Raw genomic sequence first — 17,394 nt, forward strand, 5'->3', positions numbered from 1 at the left:
TCAAACACCCGGCCCTTGGGCCGGGTGTTTTATTTTCAGCATCGCTGTGATCCACATTCTGGCCACATTCGTAAACCGGTACATGGCTCAGAACTCACAAACCCCCGCCCGCCCACGCTCTGTTGATCCGGACCGTGCCTTTCTTCGCAATGCCATGGCCGAGCCGCTGCTCGAACGTGAAGAGGAACAAATTCTCGCCATCCGATGGCGAGATGACGGGGACGAGAAAGCGCTGCACGCCCTGACGCAGGCCTATATGCGCCTCGTGATCGCGATTGCATCGAAATTCCGCAAATACGGCCTGCCCTTTGCCGATCTGGTGCAGGAGGGCAATGTCGGCCTGATGCAGGCGGCGGCGCGTTTCGAGCCCGAGCGGGAAGTCCGCTTCTCCACCTATGCCGCATGGTGGATCCGGTCGTCCATCCAGGACTATGTCCTGCGCAACTGGTCCATTGTGCGCACGGGCACAACGTCGGCTCAGAAGACGCTTTTTTTCAACCTTCGCCGCGTGCGGGCCATGATCAACGATATCAATGGTGGCGACATGTCGCCGGAAAACCGCAAGAAGACCGCCAAGGCGCTCCGCGTTCCGGAAAAGGATGTGGATACGATGGCGGCCCGTCTGGCGGCATCGGATCGCTCGCTCAACGCCCCCTTTACCGAAGATGGCGATGGCGAATGGCAGGACCTGCTGGAAGATGACCGTCCGGCCCCCGAAGAGGCCGTCATGCTATCTCATGACGCTGAAAAGCGGGGCCAATGGCTCCACGAGGCGATGACGAGCCTCACCGAACGCGAACAGCTGATTATCCGCGAGCGCAAGCTGGGTGAAGATGTCGTGACACTGGAATCGCTTGGCGATCGGCTCGGTATCTCCAAGGAGCGGGTGCGCCAGATCGAGCATCAGGCGCTGACCAAGCTGAAAAAGTCGCTGACAACGCGCTTTGGAGATCCGGAAGCTGCCGGCCTGATCTAGGGCGTCAACACTTCGATCCGTTCCGGGTGGTCGATGGAGATGGACGGACCGTTTATGGCCTGTATCCAGCCGCGAACACGAATTATGCGGCCCTCCAGTTCGCGTAGATTGATCCCCGCCTCTGCAAAGCGGGCAACATCGCTCTGCTCGATAGAGACCGTGAAGTCGGTGCGGTAGTCAAATCCGAAATTGAGATAGAGCCGGTCCCGCGTGTCCCCAATGGATATGACACGCCCTTCAATGATCTGAACGGTCTCGAGGTAGAGGGCGAGCCCGTTGGGCTCAGGCGAGCGGATCGCGAAAATACCGGCACCCCAGAGCCCACGTTCCGCGTCGCGAGCCTCGCCTTCCATCGGTAGGAAACTGGCGGCTTCCACGCGCGTGTCCGGCCAGGAATAGGCCATCGCATAACCCGCCCGAACCAGCGCCTCGGACAGAGTCGATCCGCCCAGATCAATATCCGCGATCAGATTACCGAAACGGTCCACACGTTCGGTGTCGCCAATGACCAGCCCAACGGAGACACCATCGAGCTCGCGATCCATGAATTGCATGGCAAGGGCATGGCCCGGTGTGCCATCCCGCGGCAATTCCACGCCCGGCAGGCGCACAGTCAGCGTCTCTCCCTCCGGGAAGGTATATTCGAGCAGCCCGAAATCATTCAGGCGATGCGCTGTGCCTGACTGCGCCATCGCACCGGCTGCTGCACCTGTCCAGATGCAGATTGTTATGAGCACCCACCCTGCCCGCATACCGGGCAGGAAAACCCGGACACGCGCTGGAGTCGAGTCTGACCTTACGCAAACAAGCCGACTGGCCCCCTGCCGCCGCCATTCCAGTTCGACCAGTTGGGGAAGACATACGGCATGTCGGCATCGGACACGCCCAGCCAGCGCACGAGTGCGCCGCCATATTCCTCGATGGACGTGGTGGGAATCCAGCGACCATCCGAGCGGGCATCACTCGGCCCACCCATGGCCAGAGTCGGAAACTGGCCGAGCAATTGGTTGGGCTGCAGTCCGCCGCCGACGACGAAGTGATGGGAGCCCCATGCGTGGTCCGACCCGGCCGAACCATTTCCTTTGCACACGCGATTGAAGTCCGACATGGTGAACAGGACCACGTCGTTTTCCATGCCGAGGGCCTTCAGCGCATTGTAGAATCCGTAGACGCAGCGGCCGACATTGGCCAGAAGCCCGGCGTGCGTTCCCGCCTGACCGCGGTGATTATCAAATCCGCCGGTTGAGACCATGAAGGTCTGACGAGTCGCGTTAAGCTGGGTGCGGCCTTCGATCAGGCGCGCAACGCGCTTGAGTTGGTCTGCAAGGCTTCCGGTGACAGCCGCGCCGTCGGGATCGACAAAGGCTGCGTCGACCGCCGACTGATCGCTGTTCAGAATCGTATTCAGCTGCAAGCCGGCATCTATGTCTCCACGCATGATGGCGGTGGTGATTTCCGACAGGGTCGCGCTCTGGCTGGCGGCCATCATCGTATCCACAGCGTTCCGGCGGGCGATCGCGGCCGTCCCCATATCATCCGGGTCATACCCCCTGCGCTCGAGATTGCTTCCGGAGATGAGGAGCGGGCTGTTCCGGTCCCCGATCATAGCTCTCTGCGCGCCTGCAAGTGAGATTGAAGGCGCACGCAGACCGGCATCAATCAAGCGGTCACCGACACGTCCAAGCCAACCGGTCGGCAGTTCCGAGGCCGCTCCGGCGGTTTGCCAAAGATTCTGCTGGGCATCATGAGAAAAGAGATTGGCGGGCCGCAAGTCCGGCCGGGTCTCATATTGTTCGCGCGTGAGCGGCTGCAGCAAGGGACCGGAATTGAACACCCAGTTCAAAGCACCCTCATCCCAGATGCTCGCCAGCGGGGATAAGGCCGGGTGAAGGCCGTATGAGGTGCCTTGCAATGGGACAAGCGCCGATTGTTCGAGAGCAATCGATCCCCCCCGGATGCTGGCGTAATCGGCATAGCGGGCATCTGTCGGCACGATCATATTGTTGCTGTCATTGCCGCCATAAAGGAAAAGCGTGACGATCGCCTTGTAGCCGGAACCACCGCCAACGGATTGCGCTCTCGCGAGCGCAGGCATGAAGGCCGAAAGGCTGGAGCCGGCAACCAGTTTGAGAATATCGCGTCGATTCATCGTCATGGCCGACCTCCTAGTGATCAAGCTGGAATTGCGAGGAGGTGGTAATCAGATAAATCGCCAGACGGGCGCGCAATTCGGCCTCGATCAGCGGGTTTCCCCAATATGTCTGGGCAGACATGGCGTCAGTGATGGCAGCCCGCTGAGCCGCTGTGAGCGTTTCTTCAAGCGCGATTTCATCCAGCACATCCAGCAAGCGATCCGGCGTTTGCGCCAATCGGCCCCAGGATGACCAGTCCACCTGCGTCCCGGTGGCTCCGGGATAATCAGAGAGCGCTCTCCAGTCCCAGCGATTCAACGAGCCGTTGAGGGTCCAGTCCAACACCACATTGTGGCGCTCGAAGACCGTGCTCATATTCATCAGACCCTGAGAGGGACTGACGAGGCCGTCCGATCCGGGAAGCACATAATCCGGCGGATAATAGTTGAAAACAGACGGGCTTTCAAAGGGCACCTGCCCCATGCCACCCAGACGCCGCAGAAAGGCATATCCATCCGTGTCAGCACCGATCAGGCGCATGACAGAGGTCATCAGAAGGACAGGCTCGCGGAGTTTGCCCGCTGTATTCGGGTCCGGATTGGGATTGCGCGCTTCCGGGTCCAGCAAGATGGCGCGAACCACCGCGCGCAGGTCGCCGTGAACGCCCTGCCCGTTATTTTCGAAAACAGATGCGATACGGTCGACATAAGCGGGCGACGGATTGGACATTACCAGATGCTGGATCAGCTGACGCGAAATGAAGGGCGGCACATTCGGGTGGTTGAAAATGATGTCGATGGCCTGTTCAAGATCGGCATCAGCACTCTGGCCGCCAATCATGCCGACGCCAAGGAAGGTCTTGGGTCCGTTATCGTGCTGGGAGGCAACCGATTCCATCGGGCCCGTAAAATTCGGCGGATTGTTGAAGGAGGGAATGAAATTACCCGCCGACGGATATACCCACCCGGTCAACACGCGCGATAATTCCAGAACATCCTGTTCGGTGTAGGCGGGAATGACCCGGCCCGTGCCGTCGACCTGCGGGGTGCCGTCCCGGTTCAGGCGCGCTTCACCCAGCGAAAAAAGCTGAAGCAGTTCTCGCGGGAAGTTCTCGTTCGGCGCCTCGGCGCGCGAATTTACCATGTCCAGATAGTCACCCATCACCGGCGAAACGCGCTGTGCCCTCAAGGACGTCGCGATAATTTCCCAAGGCATTGGTCAGCAGCATTTCCTGATAGTTCGCCAGCGCATAGTTCAGCGGCACTTCATATTCGGAAACCACCGCAATCTGCGACAAGGCCCATGCCACCCGCTGGCGCAGCTGATCGGGCTGTTCCATCGCGTTCTGGAAGAAACGCATCTGCAAACGGAAAGCCGTGAAATGATCGCGGCGGCAGGGATTGGGCATATCGCGGCAAAAATTGGTCGGAACGGCCTGCGCCCCCAGATCGGCATAGGTCGACTGGCTGAGACCAAGCTGCTCATCGACCCAGGCTTCAACGCCAACCCTGCGAATATTCTCTATGAGCGTCTGATTGGCACCAAATGTAGCTTGTTGGGCCAATCTCAGCGCTTCAGTCGATCCGAGAATATAGTCCGGTCCTGGCGCCGTTATCGCCGCACTTGTAGCTGCCGCCAACTCGCCATCGACCCGGAACTGGAGCTCGACGCGATTGCTCGCCGGTGCAAGGGGAATGGCAAATCCGGAATGAGCCTGCGCAAAGACAGCAAAGGTATAAACGTCGTTGGTCCCAAAGAAAGTATCGATGAAGGGCTCAGGCGCGATGAAGCACTGGCCCTGCGCATTGGTCATGCACACGGTCAGGTCGGCGGGAAGGTTCGCATTCTGGCCGAAAAGGCCCACCGGCGTGATCCGTACGGTTCCGGCACCCCCGATATTGAGCGCCGCGACGGCAAAGGCCTGCCGTCCCCCTTCGCGTGGCACTCGGATGACCCCATCGCCGCTCAATGTCAGACCGATGGAGACAATGTCCGTCGGCGGTTTGCTCGCCACATTGAGCTCGAACGTGTTCACGCCATAGAGTGAATCGGCTGTCGCGCCGCCGGCACACCGGAAGACAGGCGGAACAACCCCGTCAAATTCCGCGTCTGAAGAGACGGCGATGACGAGCGATTGTGACGCGCGGGGTCCGCGCGAAAAGGGCGTATTCTCGCTTCCGGGAACCAGCGCATTTGTCGCCGGATCCGTCCATCCATAATCGAGATCGAGATTGTTGAAGCGCCCGGGCAGATCGACCTCGCAATTGCCAAGCGCCGCATCCGTCCGGTTGATGACGGTCGCAAATGTCGTCGCGGTTGCCCTGCCGCCATCGGGCAGAGCGACGGACCGAACCGGCGGAGAAATGGCGGCGGCGAGTTCGCCTGCAAGCGCCGACGGCGTTACACAGAGGGCCAATCCAGCAATCGTTCCTGCAATCAAAGTCTGGATGCGCATGGACCGCGTGCCTCCCGTTTTCGCCGACGAACCGATTCCAGTACGGTGCACGCTACGGCTTTCCGTCGCCGCTTGCCAGAAAAAGACGTCTGACACAGTTGCCAGAGCCATAAGATAATCGTCCGGCTTGTTGCAGTTGCAGCCATCGGAAATTTATCCGACAAGAGGTGTCGGGCCCCGTAGCTCAGCAGGATAGAGCATCAGATTCCTAATCTGAGGGTCGTGCGTTCGAATCGCGCCGGGGTCACCAGCCCGCCCATGGAATTCGGGCGAAGGCTGTCGCGCCGAAGCCTTGGCGAAGGCGGACCACCACGTATCTGCTTCAAAAAAACTTACTTTCGCTCGCTAGCGCGAGTTTCGGCTGGCACGTTATCAGACCCCTGGCAGGCCGATATCCTTGAGGCGCTGATTGAGAAATTCCCCGACCGTAATATCCGGCTCCGGCGTTTTCAGATGCCGGCAACCCGGCAGGCAAGCGAGCGAGACGTCCGGGCGCGGCTGGACGAAGAAGGGCATGGAATAGCGGCTGACATTCGGGCCGGACGGGTTCACCACGCGGTGCGTCGTTGCCGGGAAATAGCCATTGGTCAGCCGCTTCATCATGTCGCCGGTATCGACGATAATCTCGTTCGGACCATTCTCCACCGGCAACCAGTTTCCGTCCGCATCGAGAATTTCCAGCCCCGCCCCTTCTGCTGCGACCAATAGCGTGATCAGATTGATGTCCTCATGCGCGGCGGCACGGATGCAATCGGGATCCACGCCGTCCGGGATGGGCGGATAGTGCAGCAGCCTCAGAAGCGACGTGCCGCCTTCGATGCGTTGATCGAAATAGTCATGCTCAAGCTTCAGATCGTCCGCGATCACGCCAAGCAGGCGCTGGCCCAGGGTGAACAAGTCCTGGAAGAGAGTCTGGAATGTTTCCCGGAAATCCGCCGGCGTGTCGGGCCAGACATTGGGCCGGGCCACGGGGTGTCCGTCTTCGGCCTCATGCCCGATCTGCCAGAATTCCTTCAGGTCGGGTGCGGCATGATCTTTCGCGTGCTCGGTGCCGAACGGCGTATAGCCACGCAGCGCACCAGCATATTTCCGTTTCTCGGATTCATCCTGAGCAAAGAAGGCTTCAGAAAGGTGATAGCATCGCCGCAGGAATGCCGGATCAATGCCGTGATTGACCAGCCGGACAAAGCCCTGCTCGCGCAATCCGGATATCAGCTCCGATCTGAAAACCTGATAATCGAGCTGATTGCCGTGCTCCAGACGTACGTAGTTGATCGTCATGACGGATTCCGTCATTGGCCGCCCTCCTTACCCAACAAGGTTTCAACAGCATCCCGGTCCGGCAAACCGGTCTGGGCCCCCTCCTTGGTGGTCGCCAGCGCCCCGACGACGCAGGCAAATTCCAGAGCCGCCTGATCGCCCCTGCCCTCCAGTAGAGCCAGTGTGATCGCCGCCACAAAGGCATCGCCCGCCCCGACCGTATCAAGAACGTCAACTTTCGGCGGACGGGCGCGCGCGACTTCGTGGCCTGCATGAAACATGACGGCACCCTCGCCGCCCAGCGTCAGGGCGACGCGCTTGTTGAAACCGAGAAGTTTGTCCTGACCGTAGAAGGCCGCCTCGGTCTCGTTGACGATCAGCAGGTCGGCCTGCGCCAGCAGTGCGTCGGGCAATTCGCAGGCCGGGGCGAGGTTGAGCACTTTGAGCCCCGGGCAGCGATCTACCGCTGCCGTCAGGGCCGGTACCGGTATTTCCAGCTGACCGATCAGGGCGGTGTCGATTTGCGGCGGTATGTCGGCTTCGCCCAGCGCAAAATTGGCGCCGGGCGCGACAACAATCTGGTTTTCACCATCGGCACTGACCGCAATCAGCGCCACCCCGGTCGGGTGGCTGGTGCTGATGCGGCACTGATCCATGTTGACGCCCGCCTGGCGCAATAACGCCGTGGCCGCCGTCGCATGATCATCCGCGCCAATACAGCCGATGAAACTGACCTCTGCACCCAGAAGCCGTGCCGCCAGCGCCTGATTGCCACCCTTTCCGCCGGGCGAGATTGAAAAGTCATCGCCGAGAATAGTCTCACCGGGCTCTGGCAGTTTCGGACAATGCGCAACAAGGTCCAGATTGATCGATCCGATCACGGTGATGCCGGGCGCGCTCATAATCTGGCGATCCTTTCGAGCAGAAGGGCAAAGACCTTGTCCGATTCCAGCCCGTCGACCCAATTGGCATTGGCCGGCCGATCATCGGTATGGTGATAATCGACTGCCGTATGCCCGCGCGTCAAAGCCGATGCCGTTTCAACCTCGATCCGCACCGGCCGCGCATGGAATAGGTCCGGGGCCAGAAGCCAGGCAATCGTACACGGGTCATGCATGGCGGCACCCGCCGTGCCGTAGATTTCGCCATAGATGGCGTTTACGTGCTCCATCATGTCCGCAGCGGCTTTCGACGCCGCATTTCCGATAGCGCGCAGTGCTGCCATCCGGTCGGGTGAACAGCGTAGCTGCAAGGTCGCATCGAGGCCGATCACGGTCAGTGGACGGCCGCCGTGGAAGACGGTTTGCGCCGCATGCGGGTCGGCATAGATGTTGAACTCGGCAGACGGCGTGATATTGCCGCCTTCGCGACGGGCCCCGCCCATCAGCACAATCTGTTCAATTCCAGCGGTGATGTCCGGCGCTTTTTGCAAAGCTGTCGCGAGATTGGTGGACGGCCCGACGATCACAAGCGTTGCGGGCGGCTGGCCCGAATCCGCGAGACGCCGGATCAGATAATCCACTGCATCTTCTGTAGCAGCCGATGTTTGCGCAGCCGGAAAACAGACGGATCCCAATCCATTTTCGCCATGGATGTGATCGGCAAAGACCGGATTTACGCTCATCGGGCGCTCGCAGCCGGAATAAACCGGCACGTCGACACGGCCCAGCAATGCTAGCAAGCCCAGCACATTGCGGGTGCAGGTTGCGACATTTACATTGCCCGCCACCGTACAAATGGCCTCAACGCCCAGCTCATTGCGGGAGGCCAAAGCCACCATCAGCGCAACGCAATCGTCAATGCCGGGGTCGCAATCAATTATCACCGGGCGAGGCATGCGGCGGGCTCCAGAACAATCCGAGTGGGAATCCTAGAAGACCCGGCACACAACCGCAAAACCGAATGCTGCGAACGCTTACTCCAGACGCTCGGCGGCGGCAGACGCGGCATCCGCCAGACCGACGAGTTCATCTGCGTCCACAATCGCCTCTTCCGGTGCCAGAACCGACGGATAGGCCGCCGCCAGCAATGTCATGGCTTCGGACAGCGCCTCCGCAACAACGCTGTCCTCCTCACGGATTTCATCCATATGCCGGTTGGCGATCACCTCGGCCGATTTGAAAAAGCCGTATCCGTCCAGATACGGGCTGTTCGGCGCATCGGAGGCCATGGCGAATTCATACTGAAGCGCGGCGCGGATGATCATATTGGTCAGGACCTGCGCCTCGACGACGGCCTCGGAATACTCCGTTTGCGGCGCATGGCTTTCCGCCGCGTCGATCGCGGCGATGACGGCGGCGGCCGCAGCGCGGATTTCCTCGTCTGTGCTGCCATCATAGGGCGCGGCGGCAGCGCGTTCGAGCTGATCGCCGAAGAGCGGCGCGTCAAGTTCGATCAGGGCGGCTTCAAGATCGACATAGATTTCCGAAATCGGATGGGTGAACATTTCCGCTGCGACTGCGCGGCGATCCGCGTCATATGCCGCCAGACCGGCCAGATAGTGCGCGCGCATCACTTCCAGCGCCGTCAGGTAGGTGACCGGGTTTTGGGCCGCCTGGTCGGCCTTGATACCGAACTCACCGCCGGCCGAACCCTCGCCGCTTTCGCCTTCACCCTCGCCTTCGCCGGCGGATGCCGAATAGCCCCCGCCTTCACCTCCGGCCGGAGCGGCACGCTCACCTTCGCCTTCCCCCTCATTCATGGGGGAACAGGCAGCCAGTCCGATCAGCAGGGCGGTCACGCCTGCCTGTCCCAGCAAATTCTTCTTGCGTTCGATGGCCATGACGTTTTTGCTCCAATCCAAAATGTGGCGTTAGCCCCTTCCTATTGCCGTTGACATTCATTCGCAACTGATGAGTCCATGATCGAGCTGGAAAACCTCTGCAGCCCTGACGAAGTCGCCGCGCTGGCCCAGCTCATTTCCCGTGGTGATTATGCAGATGGCGGCAAGACAGCAGGGCGCGCAGCGCGTCAGGTCAAACTGAATGAACAATTGCAAACCGGCGGCGTGCTCGACACGGTTCGCCAGACCGTTCAGCGCGCGCTCGATCGTCATCCGCTCTACAAGGCGTTTGCCCAGCCCAAATCCACCATCCGCATGCTGGTCTCGCGATATGAAGCGGGCGGTGCCTATGGCGCCCATGTCGATGAGCCGGTCATGGGTGGCAAGCGGGTGGACCTGTCCTTCACGTTCTTCCTGTCATCGCCGGACGCCTATGAGGGCGGAGAATTGACCCTGATCGAACCGAGCGGTTCGGTCGAAATCAAGCTGCCGGCGGGTCATGCCGTGCTCTATGCGACCCATGCACTGCACGAGGTCAAACCCGTCACATCGGGCGAGCGGCTTGCGGTTGTCGGCTGGGTCCGCAGCTACATCCGCTCCCCGCAACAACGCGAAATCCTGTTTGAATTGGACATTGCCACACGCAGTGTCTTTGAAGCCGAAGGCAAGTCGCCGCTTTACGATACGCTCGCCAAAACCAGATCCAATCTGATGCGCATGTGGGCGGATGATTGATCGCATATATTCTGTCACACACGCCAGCTAAACGGATGCCATGAAAAAGATTCTCACTGCCACGACCGCCGCCCTTCTTCTGTCTGCTGCGCCTGCGCTTGCCTGGGGCAAGACCGGCCACCGCGTCACCGGTGCGATTGCCGAACGCCATCTGTCTGAAGAGGCGCGCACCGCTATTCGCGACATTCTGGGCGTGGAGGATCTGGCGGAAGCGTCAAACTGGCCGGATTTCATGCGGTCCAGTCAGGACGATTTCTGGCGCGAAGCCGGCCCTTTACACTATGTGACCATCCCGGAGGGCACGGAATATGATCTCTCCATGGCGCCCGAAGCCGGCGATGCCTACACAGCTCTGGAGATGTTTTCCGGCATTCTGACGGATGAAAATGCGCCGCTGGAAGAGCGCCAACGCGCCTTGCGCTTTGTGGTCCATCTGGTCGGCGATCTGCACCAGCCCATGCATGTCGGCGACGGGACGGATCGCGGCGGCAATGATGTCACCGCCATCTTCTTTGATCATGTCACCACGCTGCACCTCGTCTGGGACGAGGACATGGTCGATTACGAACAGCTCTCCTATACGGAAATGACCGAATGGCTGGATCGGCGCATCACGCCGGAACAGGTGACGGAATGGTCCGTGACCGATCCGCGCGTCTGGATCTCGGAAAGCGCAGAAATCCGCCCGAGCCTGTATCCCGACGACGCCGATTTGCGCTGGGAGTATGTCTACGAGCACCGCGGCACAATGCGGACACGCCTGTCGCAAGGCGGGATCCGGCTCGCTGCCTATCTCAACGAGCTGTTCGAGGACTAGTCGCTACTGGCTGCGCACGGCAACGCTGGTCGCGCCAACCGACTGGCCGGCCGGCGTGCGGAAATGCACAAAGACACGATTGGTCGCGGGCACATTCCCGACAGGTGCATTGCTGCGCACAAAAGCGGCGAAGGTCAGTGTCTCGTTTGCGTTGAAGAGCTGATTGATACTGGTGGCCCGGGGCGTCTCGCACTGGCCGGTCGCCGCATTGGTGCGGCAGATTTCCAGCAGATCAAACGCCGGTGCCTCCGCTCCGGGCGCGATTGATACAATCACATTCCCGACGGATCCGAGATTGGCCGTCGCGACCGAAAACGCATTGGCGCCGCCGCCCGATGGCAATTCGACAATGCCATTGTTCGACGTGGTGGCCGCCAGCGCAATGACGTCCGGAAGCGAAAGCGTGGTGGAGGTGAAGAGCAGCGTGTTCAAGCCGTTTATGGCCGGGGCGCTGGCGCGGTTCCGGCAGGACGTATCAATCCGGATATCGCTTGCGGCAAACGGGCCGGGCTGAACCAGGGAAATGACGAAGGTCTGCACGCCGCCGGCCGGAATATCGGCCAAATCGCCGGGTGCTCCGATCACGGCATTGGTGGCCGGATCGGTGCGCTGGAAGGTAAAGCCGGACGCGCCATGCACCTGCAAGCCGCACCCTTCGGCCGTGGACCCGGTCGAGGCCGGATTGACCACCGACACAAAGGCCGTCGCCGCCGTGCCTGACGACACAGTCCGGCTATACGGCAGAAGCGCCGAGCGAACCGTCTGCCCTTCCGGGCGGTAATCGCGCACATTCAGGCCGGCCTCCCGCATGGAACGGGCATTTTCCGTCGGCGTTGTGGTGTCATCCTGCGGGGAACCGGGAGCGTGCGGGAAGCCTGCCAGCGTTCCGCAAGCCTGATTCAGGCAATCACCCTGCAAGGGGTTGGAAAAGCGCGGCAACCAGGTTTCGTTCTGCCCGAAACTTCCAACGCACCCCACATTGGAGCGCGTGGAATCATACGCCATGATGGTGCGGAAGCTACAATCCACGCGGTGTCCGTAGGAGAAATTGAAGACGCCCGGGCTGGTCGTGTTCTCGATATTGTGGGTGGAGCCGAGATTGTGCCCGACCTCGTGCGAGAAGGTGAGATCACCGCAGCTGCGGCCCGTGCCATTGCCATCCGGACCATCGCCGGTCACGGCCACGCCCAGCACCCAGTCCTCGGCCGGATCGATATTTCCCTCGCCGCCAAATCCGGGCACGTAAGCGACGCCGCAATAGGTTTGCTGGGCGCGCCAGTAGCGGCGCAGCATCACCACGATATCCGCGCCAACCGCATTGCGGAATTCCAGCAGGTAGGACAAATCGCCATTATTGATGCAGGCCGTCGGGCCGCCGGAGCAACTGCCATCGCCGACATCGCGCTCCGTGCCGGGATGGCCGTAACTGGCGCCTGCATAGAGATCGTCAATGGATTCGAGCGTCGAGGTGAATTCATCCCACGCGGCCGGCATCGGTGTCGCGCCGACAAAGCGGGCGCGCAATCCGGTATCGCTGTCGACCAGGGCCTGATCGAGCACATTGACGAGGTGCTGCATGCGGGTGGTCAGGCCGAGCCCGTAAAAGAGCTGCATCCCTTGCGTATACGTAATGGCGACGTCAATCGTGCCATTGGACCCGACCGGCAAGGCTTCTGCGATTTGCGCGTGTTGCACGGCTTCTGCGGGCGTCTGGATTCCGCCGACTGACCGATGTAATGCATCGCTGCCGGGCTCCAGCGGCGCGCCGAGGTCGCGGTTCAGAATCAGGGGCCCGCCGGGAGTCTCCGGGGCCAGTGTCCAGGCGCCTTCGGGTGTCGCGATATAGCCGAATGTCGCGGCAGGACCGCGCGTGAGGATGACGCGCCAGGGCTCTCCGGCATCGGCAAGATGGCCGACCCACAGACGGTCACCCGTCGCGGAAATCTCTGACCGGTCGAAGACAATTTCCTGCGCTCCCCCGTCCGGAAGGGTGAGCAAGAGACGTTCGCCGGGCTGCATCCGGAAAGCCTGATCAGACAGCGCCATATAGTGATCCGGCGCGGCCCCGGCAGCGCGGTCCAGCAGGTCCTGTGCCGTGGCAGATTGTGAGACCAGAAAGGCGGCCAGAAGCCCCGGAATCCATTTCAGCATGTGTCGCTCCCCAGACGTATGCGAAAAAGCTAGCACCGCCTCCCGGCGGGAGAGATTCACATTCCCGTGACCTTCGCGATGGGTGACCGGTGATCAAGGCTCGACAGGGGCGCGCTTTCGCGGCCATGCTGCGTCCCACTCATCCGGGGAGAGACACATGGATTTTGCAAACAAGGTCGCCATCGTCACGGGCGGGGCGGGCGGCATTGGTGCCGCCGCGGCGCGCGAGTTTCACAAGCGCGGGGCACGAGTCGCCTGTTGCGACCTGAATGGCGAAGCCGCCAATGCCGTCGCGAAAGAATGCGGCGGATTTGGAAAGCGCGTGAATGTCGCCGATGAAGGCGAAATGGCGGTCTTCATCGCCGAGGTCGAACGCGATCTGGGCCCGGTCGACATTTTCTACGCCAATGCCGGGGTCGGTTATACGGACGGCCCCAATGGCGGCGCGGCGGGCGCCCCCAATTCAAACTGGGAGAAGGCCTGGCAGATCAATGTCATGCATGGCGTTTATGCGGCGCGCCACGTTCTGCCCGGCATGACGAAGCGCGGCTCAGGCGCCTTCCTGATCACCGCGTCGGCCGCCGGCCTCCTCGCGCAGATCGGCGATGCCGCCTATTCGGCCACCAAGGCGGCGGCGATCTCGGTTGCGGAGAGCATCGCCATCAGCCATGGCGATGACGGTATTCAGGCGCACGCGGTCTGCCCGCAATATGTCAAAACCAACATGACCAAGGATTTGCCCGAGGTGATGACATCCGTCGATGGCATGATCAGCGCCGAAGATGCCGCGCGGACGATTGCTGACGGGGTGGAGAAGAATGACTTCCTTATCCTCACCCATCCGGTGGTCGCCGATCACTCCGCCAAGAAGGCGGGCGACCGCAATCGCTGGCTGGGCGGCATGCGCAAGCTGCGCCGCATGCTGATGGAGATGAATGGCGGGCGGACGATTTAGACTAGCCCAATCACTCCCGCCTGACCGCCGAAGGGGCCGCCCCTGGCGCGGCGGCAGGAGAAGAGGGCGTCATCGGCAAAGGTGCAGTCGCCCGACATCCAGATGGCGTCCGGTGAGACACCGGCTTCGATCAATTGCCGCCGGACGGCAGCGGCATTGTCCAGATGGCCGCCGCCATCACCATCGCGTGGACCGATGAGGCCGGTCGTGTCGTCAAACAGAGCCTCGAATTGCGCCAGCACTTCCGGCCCGACGCGGTAATTCTGCTGACTGATCGAGGGGCCAATGGCGGCGCGGATTTGGTTCGATTTGGTGCCATAGGCCGCGGCCATCGCTTCCAGCGTATGGCGCGCGATTTCCTGCACCGTGCCGCGCCAGCCGGAATGAACGGCGGCGATGGCGCGGTTTTCCGGGTCGAAAATGAGCAGCGGGACGCAATCCGCCGTCTGAACGGCCAGACCCAAACCCCGCACATTCGTCATCATCGCATCGCGCTCGCCGGCGACGCCGTTTGCGGGCGCGCTATCCAGCCGGATGACCGTATTGCCGTGCACCTGTTTTGTGAAGGCGAGCGCGTTCAGACCCAAAGCGGCTGTCACGCGGGCGCGGTTCTCGTCGACCGCACCGTCGGCTTCGCCGTCACGCCGGGAAAGATTGAGGCTTTCGAAATCTCCCGTGGAAACCCCGCCCAGCCGCGTGGTGAAACCATGACTCAGACCCGGATCGGTCAGGTTCGGCGATGTGATCAGCTTTACCATGTCTCGCCCTGCTCCGGCAGAAAACCGGTCCGTCCGCGGCCCAGATCATAGTCGGCGCGCGCCTGTGCGATGTCGTCCAGCAGGCCGTGCAGCGTTGACCAGTCATCGCGCTCATGGATAGGCGCAAAGGCTGATTCCATGGTCTCGATCGTCATGTGGACCGGGTTTTCGCGCGCAAAACAGGCATGACCGAGGCGCTCTGGCCGGACGGGTGTGTGATCGGCAAACAGTTCCGCAAAGGCCGTATATTCCGGCCCGGTATAGTCTCGGGCAGCCGCCTTGATGCGCCCGGGATCATTGGTGAAATGATCAAAGAAGACCGCCTCGAATGGCAACTGGCTGGCCAACAGGAAAGCGAGATATGCCTTGACCATATCCTCGGAATTGTCCTGCACCGCCACGCCCAGCCGCGCGCAGAAGGCGGCCGTCATCTCGCGGGTATAGATATCCGGGAAGGTGTTGAGCACATCGACCAGCTGGTCCTTTTCACCCACCGGCAGGAGTGCGATGGCCAGCTGTTGCAAGGCCCAGAAGACAGCCTCGGGCTGGCGCGCATAGGCGTAGAGCCTGTTCTCGTCGAAATAGGCCGCGGTAAAGCCGGGCTTGTAGGTTGGCAGGAAACGCCAGGGCCCGTAATCGAAACTTTCGCCGGTGACGTTGAGATTATCCGTGTTCAACACGCCATGAACAAAGCCTGCCGCCATCCATTGGGCTGCCAGCCGGGCCGAGGCTGCGCAAACTTTTTCGAGAAAGCGAGCAGTTTTCTCCGTACCCTGCAAGCCGGACAGGTCCGGATAATAATGGGCGATCGCATGATCGATCAGCGCCTCGATCCGGTCCGGCGCCTCTTCATAGGCATGGCGCTGGAAGGTGCCAAAGCGGACATGGGAATGTTGCAAGCGCGTCAGGACCGCGCCGCGCGCCGGTGAGGGCTCATCATGGCGGGCGAGCTGGTCGCCCGTGTCGAACACGCAAAACGCTTTCGAGGAATAGACGCCCAGTGCTTCAAGCATCTCCGCGGCGAGGATTTCCCGCACCGCACCCTTCAGCGTCAGCCGCCCATCGCCGGTGCGCGACCATGGCGTCTGACCGGAGCCCTTGGTGCCGAAATCCAGCAAACGTCCCTTCGGATCACGCATCTGGGCATAAAGAAAGCCGCGCCCATCGCCGATCTGCGGATTATAGTGCCGGAATTGATGGCCGTGATAGCGCATGGCGAGCGGCGTATGGGGATAGCCCTTCGGGCGGTCAAAGCGGCCGAAATGATCCGCGATCTGCTCCGGTGTCAGCTCACCCAGGCCGATCTCCCTGGCCCAACGTTTGTTCCACCAGCGCAGCTTCAGATCCGGAAAGTCTGCCGGGTCTACCGCATCGGCGAAATCCGGGCCCAGCAGGGCGAAGGCGGATTCAGGCGTGAAGGTCAAATCGACAACCCGGCTTTCAATGCCGCAGCGGCCAGCGCTGCCTGTTTTTCCGCGCCTTTGGCGATGCGGGTCATGTTGAAAAAGCCGTGCGGCAAGCCTTTCGAGAGATGATAGCCGACACTGACGCCCGCCGCCTGCATGCGATCGCGATAGGCCTGCCCTTCGTCCAGCAACGGATCGAGCTCGGCGGCGGCGATAAAGGTGGGCGGCAGGCCGGTCAGATCACTCTCGAACAATGGCGAGATACGCGGATCCATCGGATCATGGTCCTGACAATAGACGTCGCGGATCCAGTCCAGCGCGCCGGTCGAGAGCATGTGTCCTTCCAGCATTTTGGGTTTGATCTTGCGCGTCTCGGCCAGCTGCATCAGCGGATAGATGAGAAGCTGGAAGGCGATCCGGTCGCGCCGGGCCTGCGCAACCGCCGCCGCCAGACCGCCTCCGGCAGAATCACCGGCCACGGCGATGCGATCCGGGTCCACACCCAGGCTATTCCCGCCCTCCCCCGCCACCCAGTCGAGGGCGGCCAGGCAATCGTCATAAGCCGCCGGAAAGGGATGCTCCGGCGCGAGCCGGTAATCGATGGCCAGCACCCGGCAGTCCGCCTGAGCGGCGAGTCTCTGCGCAACGCGGTGATGGCTTTCGAGATCACCGAAGGCATAGCCGCCACCGTGAAAGAACACGGTCAGCGGTCCGGTTTCCGACGTATTTTCGGGTACGTAGAGCCGCGCCGCGACCTCGCCATCGGGTCCGGGCAGAGTCAGATCGCGAATTTCCGCCACATCCGGTGGAGATGTTTCCATCACCGGCACAAGTTTGCGCAGAGCCTTGCGGCCATTCCTCGCGCTTGTGTCCGGCGCGAAGGGATCGCTCAGCCCGGCACGGGAAATCAGATCAGACCAGTTGAATGAATTTGCCATGTACCGGAATTAGGCGTGATGGCGGCGTT

Annotated in this window: 16 protein-coding genes and 1 tRNA gene; 5 read left to right on the forward strand and 12 right to left on the reverse strand. The window is 61.4% G+C overall.

All coding sequences use genetic code 11. From position 1 onward, the window contains the following. Positions 1-82: 82 nt before the first annotated feature. A complete protein-coding gene (locus P0D52_RS10905) occupies positions 83-976 on the forward strand; it encodes an RNA polymerase factor sigma-32 (protein ID WP_394692684.1) in 894 nt (297 codons plus the stop codon). Here the strand turns inward: P0D52_RS10905 and P0D52_RS10910 are convergent. Genes P0D52_RS10910 through P0D52_RS10925 form a run of 4 tightly spaced genes read right to left on the reverse strand, consistent with a single transcriptional unit; the run spans position 973 to position 5,563 of the window. After that, positions 973-1,713, reverse strand: coding sequence for a thermonuclease family protein (locus P0D52_RS10910; RefSeq protein ID WP_394692685.1), 741 nt, complete (start codon positions 1,711-1,713; stop codon positions 973-975). The two genes, P0D52_RS10905 and P0D52_RS10910, sit on opposite strands and share 4 nt — an antisense overlap. Before the next feature lie 59 nt (positions 1,714-1,772). Continuing rightward, positions 1,773-3,131, reverse strand: a complete 1,359-nt coding sequence (locus P0D52_RS10915) for a DUF1501 domain-containing protein (RefSeq protein WP_394692686.1) — start codon at positions 3,129-3,131, stop codon at positions 1,773-1,775. Positions 3,132-3,141: 10 nt separating this feature from the next. Next, positions 3,142-4,323: a DUF1800 family protein gene (locus P0D52_RS10920; RefSeq protein ID WP_394692687.1), complete on the reverse strand. Its 1,182-nt coding sequence runs from the start codon at positions 4,321-4,323 to the stop codon at positions 3,142-3,144. Continuing rightward, positions 4,262-5,563: a DUF1800 family protein gene (locus P0D52_RS10925; RefSeq protein ID WP_394692688.1), complete on the reverse strand. Its 1,302-nt coding sequence runs from the start codon at positions 5,561-5,563 to the stop codon at positions 4,262-4,264. Before P0D52_RS10925 ends, P0D52_RS10920 begins: the two co-directional genes overlap by 62 nt. 173 nt (positions 5,564-5,736) lie before the next feature. On the opposite strand from P0D52_RS10925, the gene P0D52_RS10930 reads away from it, so the two are divergent. Beyond that, positions 5,737-5,813, forward strand: a tRNA-Arg gene (locus tag P0D52_RS10930). 122 nt (positions 5,814-5,935) lie between these two features. Here P0D52_RS10930 and P0D52_RS10935 read toward each other — a convergent pair. The 4 genes from P0D52_RS10935 to P0D52_RS10950 form a co-directional block, all read right to left on the reverse strand. Beyond that, on the reverse strand, positions 5,936-6,859 hold the full coding sequence (locus P0D52_RS10935; protein WP_394692689.1) for an isopenicillin N synthase family dioxygenase: 924 nt from the start codon (positions 6,857-6,859) through the stop codon (positions 5,936-5,938). Continuing rightward, positions 6,856-7,725 (reverse strand): ribokinase, encoded by an 870-nt coding sequence (locus P0D52_RS10940; protein ID WP_394692690.1) that lies wholly within the window; start codon positions 7,723-7,725, stop codon positions 6,856-6,858. Before P0D52_RS10940 ends, P0D52_RS10935 begins: the two co-directional genes overlap by 4 nt. Next, positions 7,722-8,660 (reverse strand): nucleoside hydrolase, encoded by a 939-nt coding sequence (locus P0D52_RS10945; RefSeq protein ID WP_394692691.1) that lies wholly within the window; start codon positions 8,658-8,660, stop codon positions 7,722-7,724. The genes P0D52_RS10940 and P0D52_RS10945 overlap by 4 nt, the downstream gene beginning before the upstream one ends. Positions 8,661-8,738: 78 nt before the next feature. Beyond that, positions 8,739-9,605, reverse strand: a complete 867-nt coding sequence (locus P0D52_RS10950) for a hypothetical protein (RefSeq protein ID WP_394692692.1) — start codon at positions 9,603-9,605, stop codon at positions 8,739-8,741. A 78-nt stretch (positions 9,606-9,683) separates the two neighbouring features. Between P0D52_RS10950 and P0D52_RS10955 the strand changes: the two genes are divergently transcribed. Together P0D52_RS10955 and P0D52_RS10960 are read left to right on the forward strand one after the other, a co-directional pair. Beyond that, positions 9,684-10,340, forward strand: coding sequence for a Fe2+-dependent dioxygenase (locus P0D52_RS10955; protein WP_394692693.1), 657 nt, complete (start codon positions 9,684-9,686; stop codon positions 10,338-10,340). A 40-nt stretch (positions 10,341-10,380) separates the two neighbouring features. After that, positions 10,381-11,157, forward strand: a complete 777-nt coding sequence (locus P0D52_RS10960) for a S1/P1 nuclease (RefSeq protein WP_394692694.1) — start codon at positions 10,381-10,383, stop codon at positions 11,155-11,157. 3 nt (positions 11,158-11,160) lie between these two features. Here the strand turns inward: P0D52_RS10960 and P0D52_RS10965 are convergent, their stop codons facing one another. Continuing rightward, positions 11,161-13,308 (reverse strand): reprolysin-like metallopeptidase, encoded by a 2,148-nt coding sequence (locus tag P0D52_RS10965; protein WP_394692695.1) that lies wholly within the window; start codon positions 13,306-13,308, stop codon positions 11,161-11,163. A 157-nt stretch (positions 13,309-13,465) separates the two neighbouring features. Between P0D52_RS10965 and P0D52_RS10970 the strand changes: the two genes are divergently transcribed. Continuing rightward, positions 13,466-14,263, forward strand: a complete 798-nt coding sequence (locus P0D52_RS10970) for an SDR family NAD(P)-dependent oxidoreductase (protein ID WP_394692696.1) — start codon at positions 13,466-13,468, stop codon at positions 14,261-14,263. On the opposite strand, the gene pgeF is transcribed toward P0D52_RS10970, so the two are convergent. Genes pgeF through P0D52_RS10985 form a run of 3 tightly spaced genes read right to left on the reverse strand, consistent with a single transcriptional unit; the run spans position 14,260 to position 17,365 of the window. Then, on the reverse strand, positions 14,260-15,021 hold the full coding sequence (gene pgeF / locus P0D52_RS10975; protein ID WP_394692697.1) for a peptidoglycan editing factor PgeF: 762 nt from the start codon (positions 15,019-15,021) through the stop codon (positions 14,260-14,262). The two genes, P0D52_RS10970 and pgeF, sit on opposite strands and share 4 nt — an antisense overlap. Next, complete coding sequence (locus tag P0D52_RS10980) at positions 15,015-16,445, reverse strand: protein adenylyltransferase SelO family protein (RefSeq protein ID WP_394692698.1); 1,431 nt, start codon at positions 16,443-16,445, stop codon at positions 15,015-15,017. Before P0D52_RS10980 ends, pgeF begins: the two co-directional genes overlap by 7 nt. Further along, on the reverse strand, positions 16,442-17,365 hold the full coding sequence (locus P0D52_RS10985; RefSeq protein ID WP_394692699.1) for an alpha/beta hydrolase: 924 nt from the start codon (positions 17,363-17,365) through the stop codon (positions 16,442-16,444). Before P0D52_RS10985 ends, P0D52_RS10980 begins: the two co-directional genes overlap by 4 nt. Between the last annotated feature and the right edge of the window lie 29 nt (positions 17,366-17,394).

The organism is Hyphobacterium sp. (genome assembly GCF_043584775.1).
In the GTDB taxonomy this organism is placed as follows: Bacteria; Pseudomonadota; Alphaproteobacteria; order Caulobacterales; family Maricaulaceae; genus Hyphobacterium.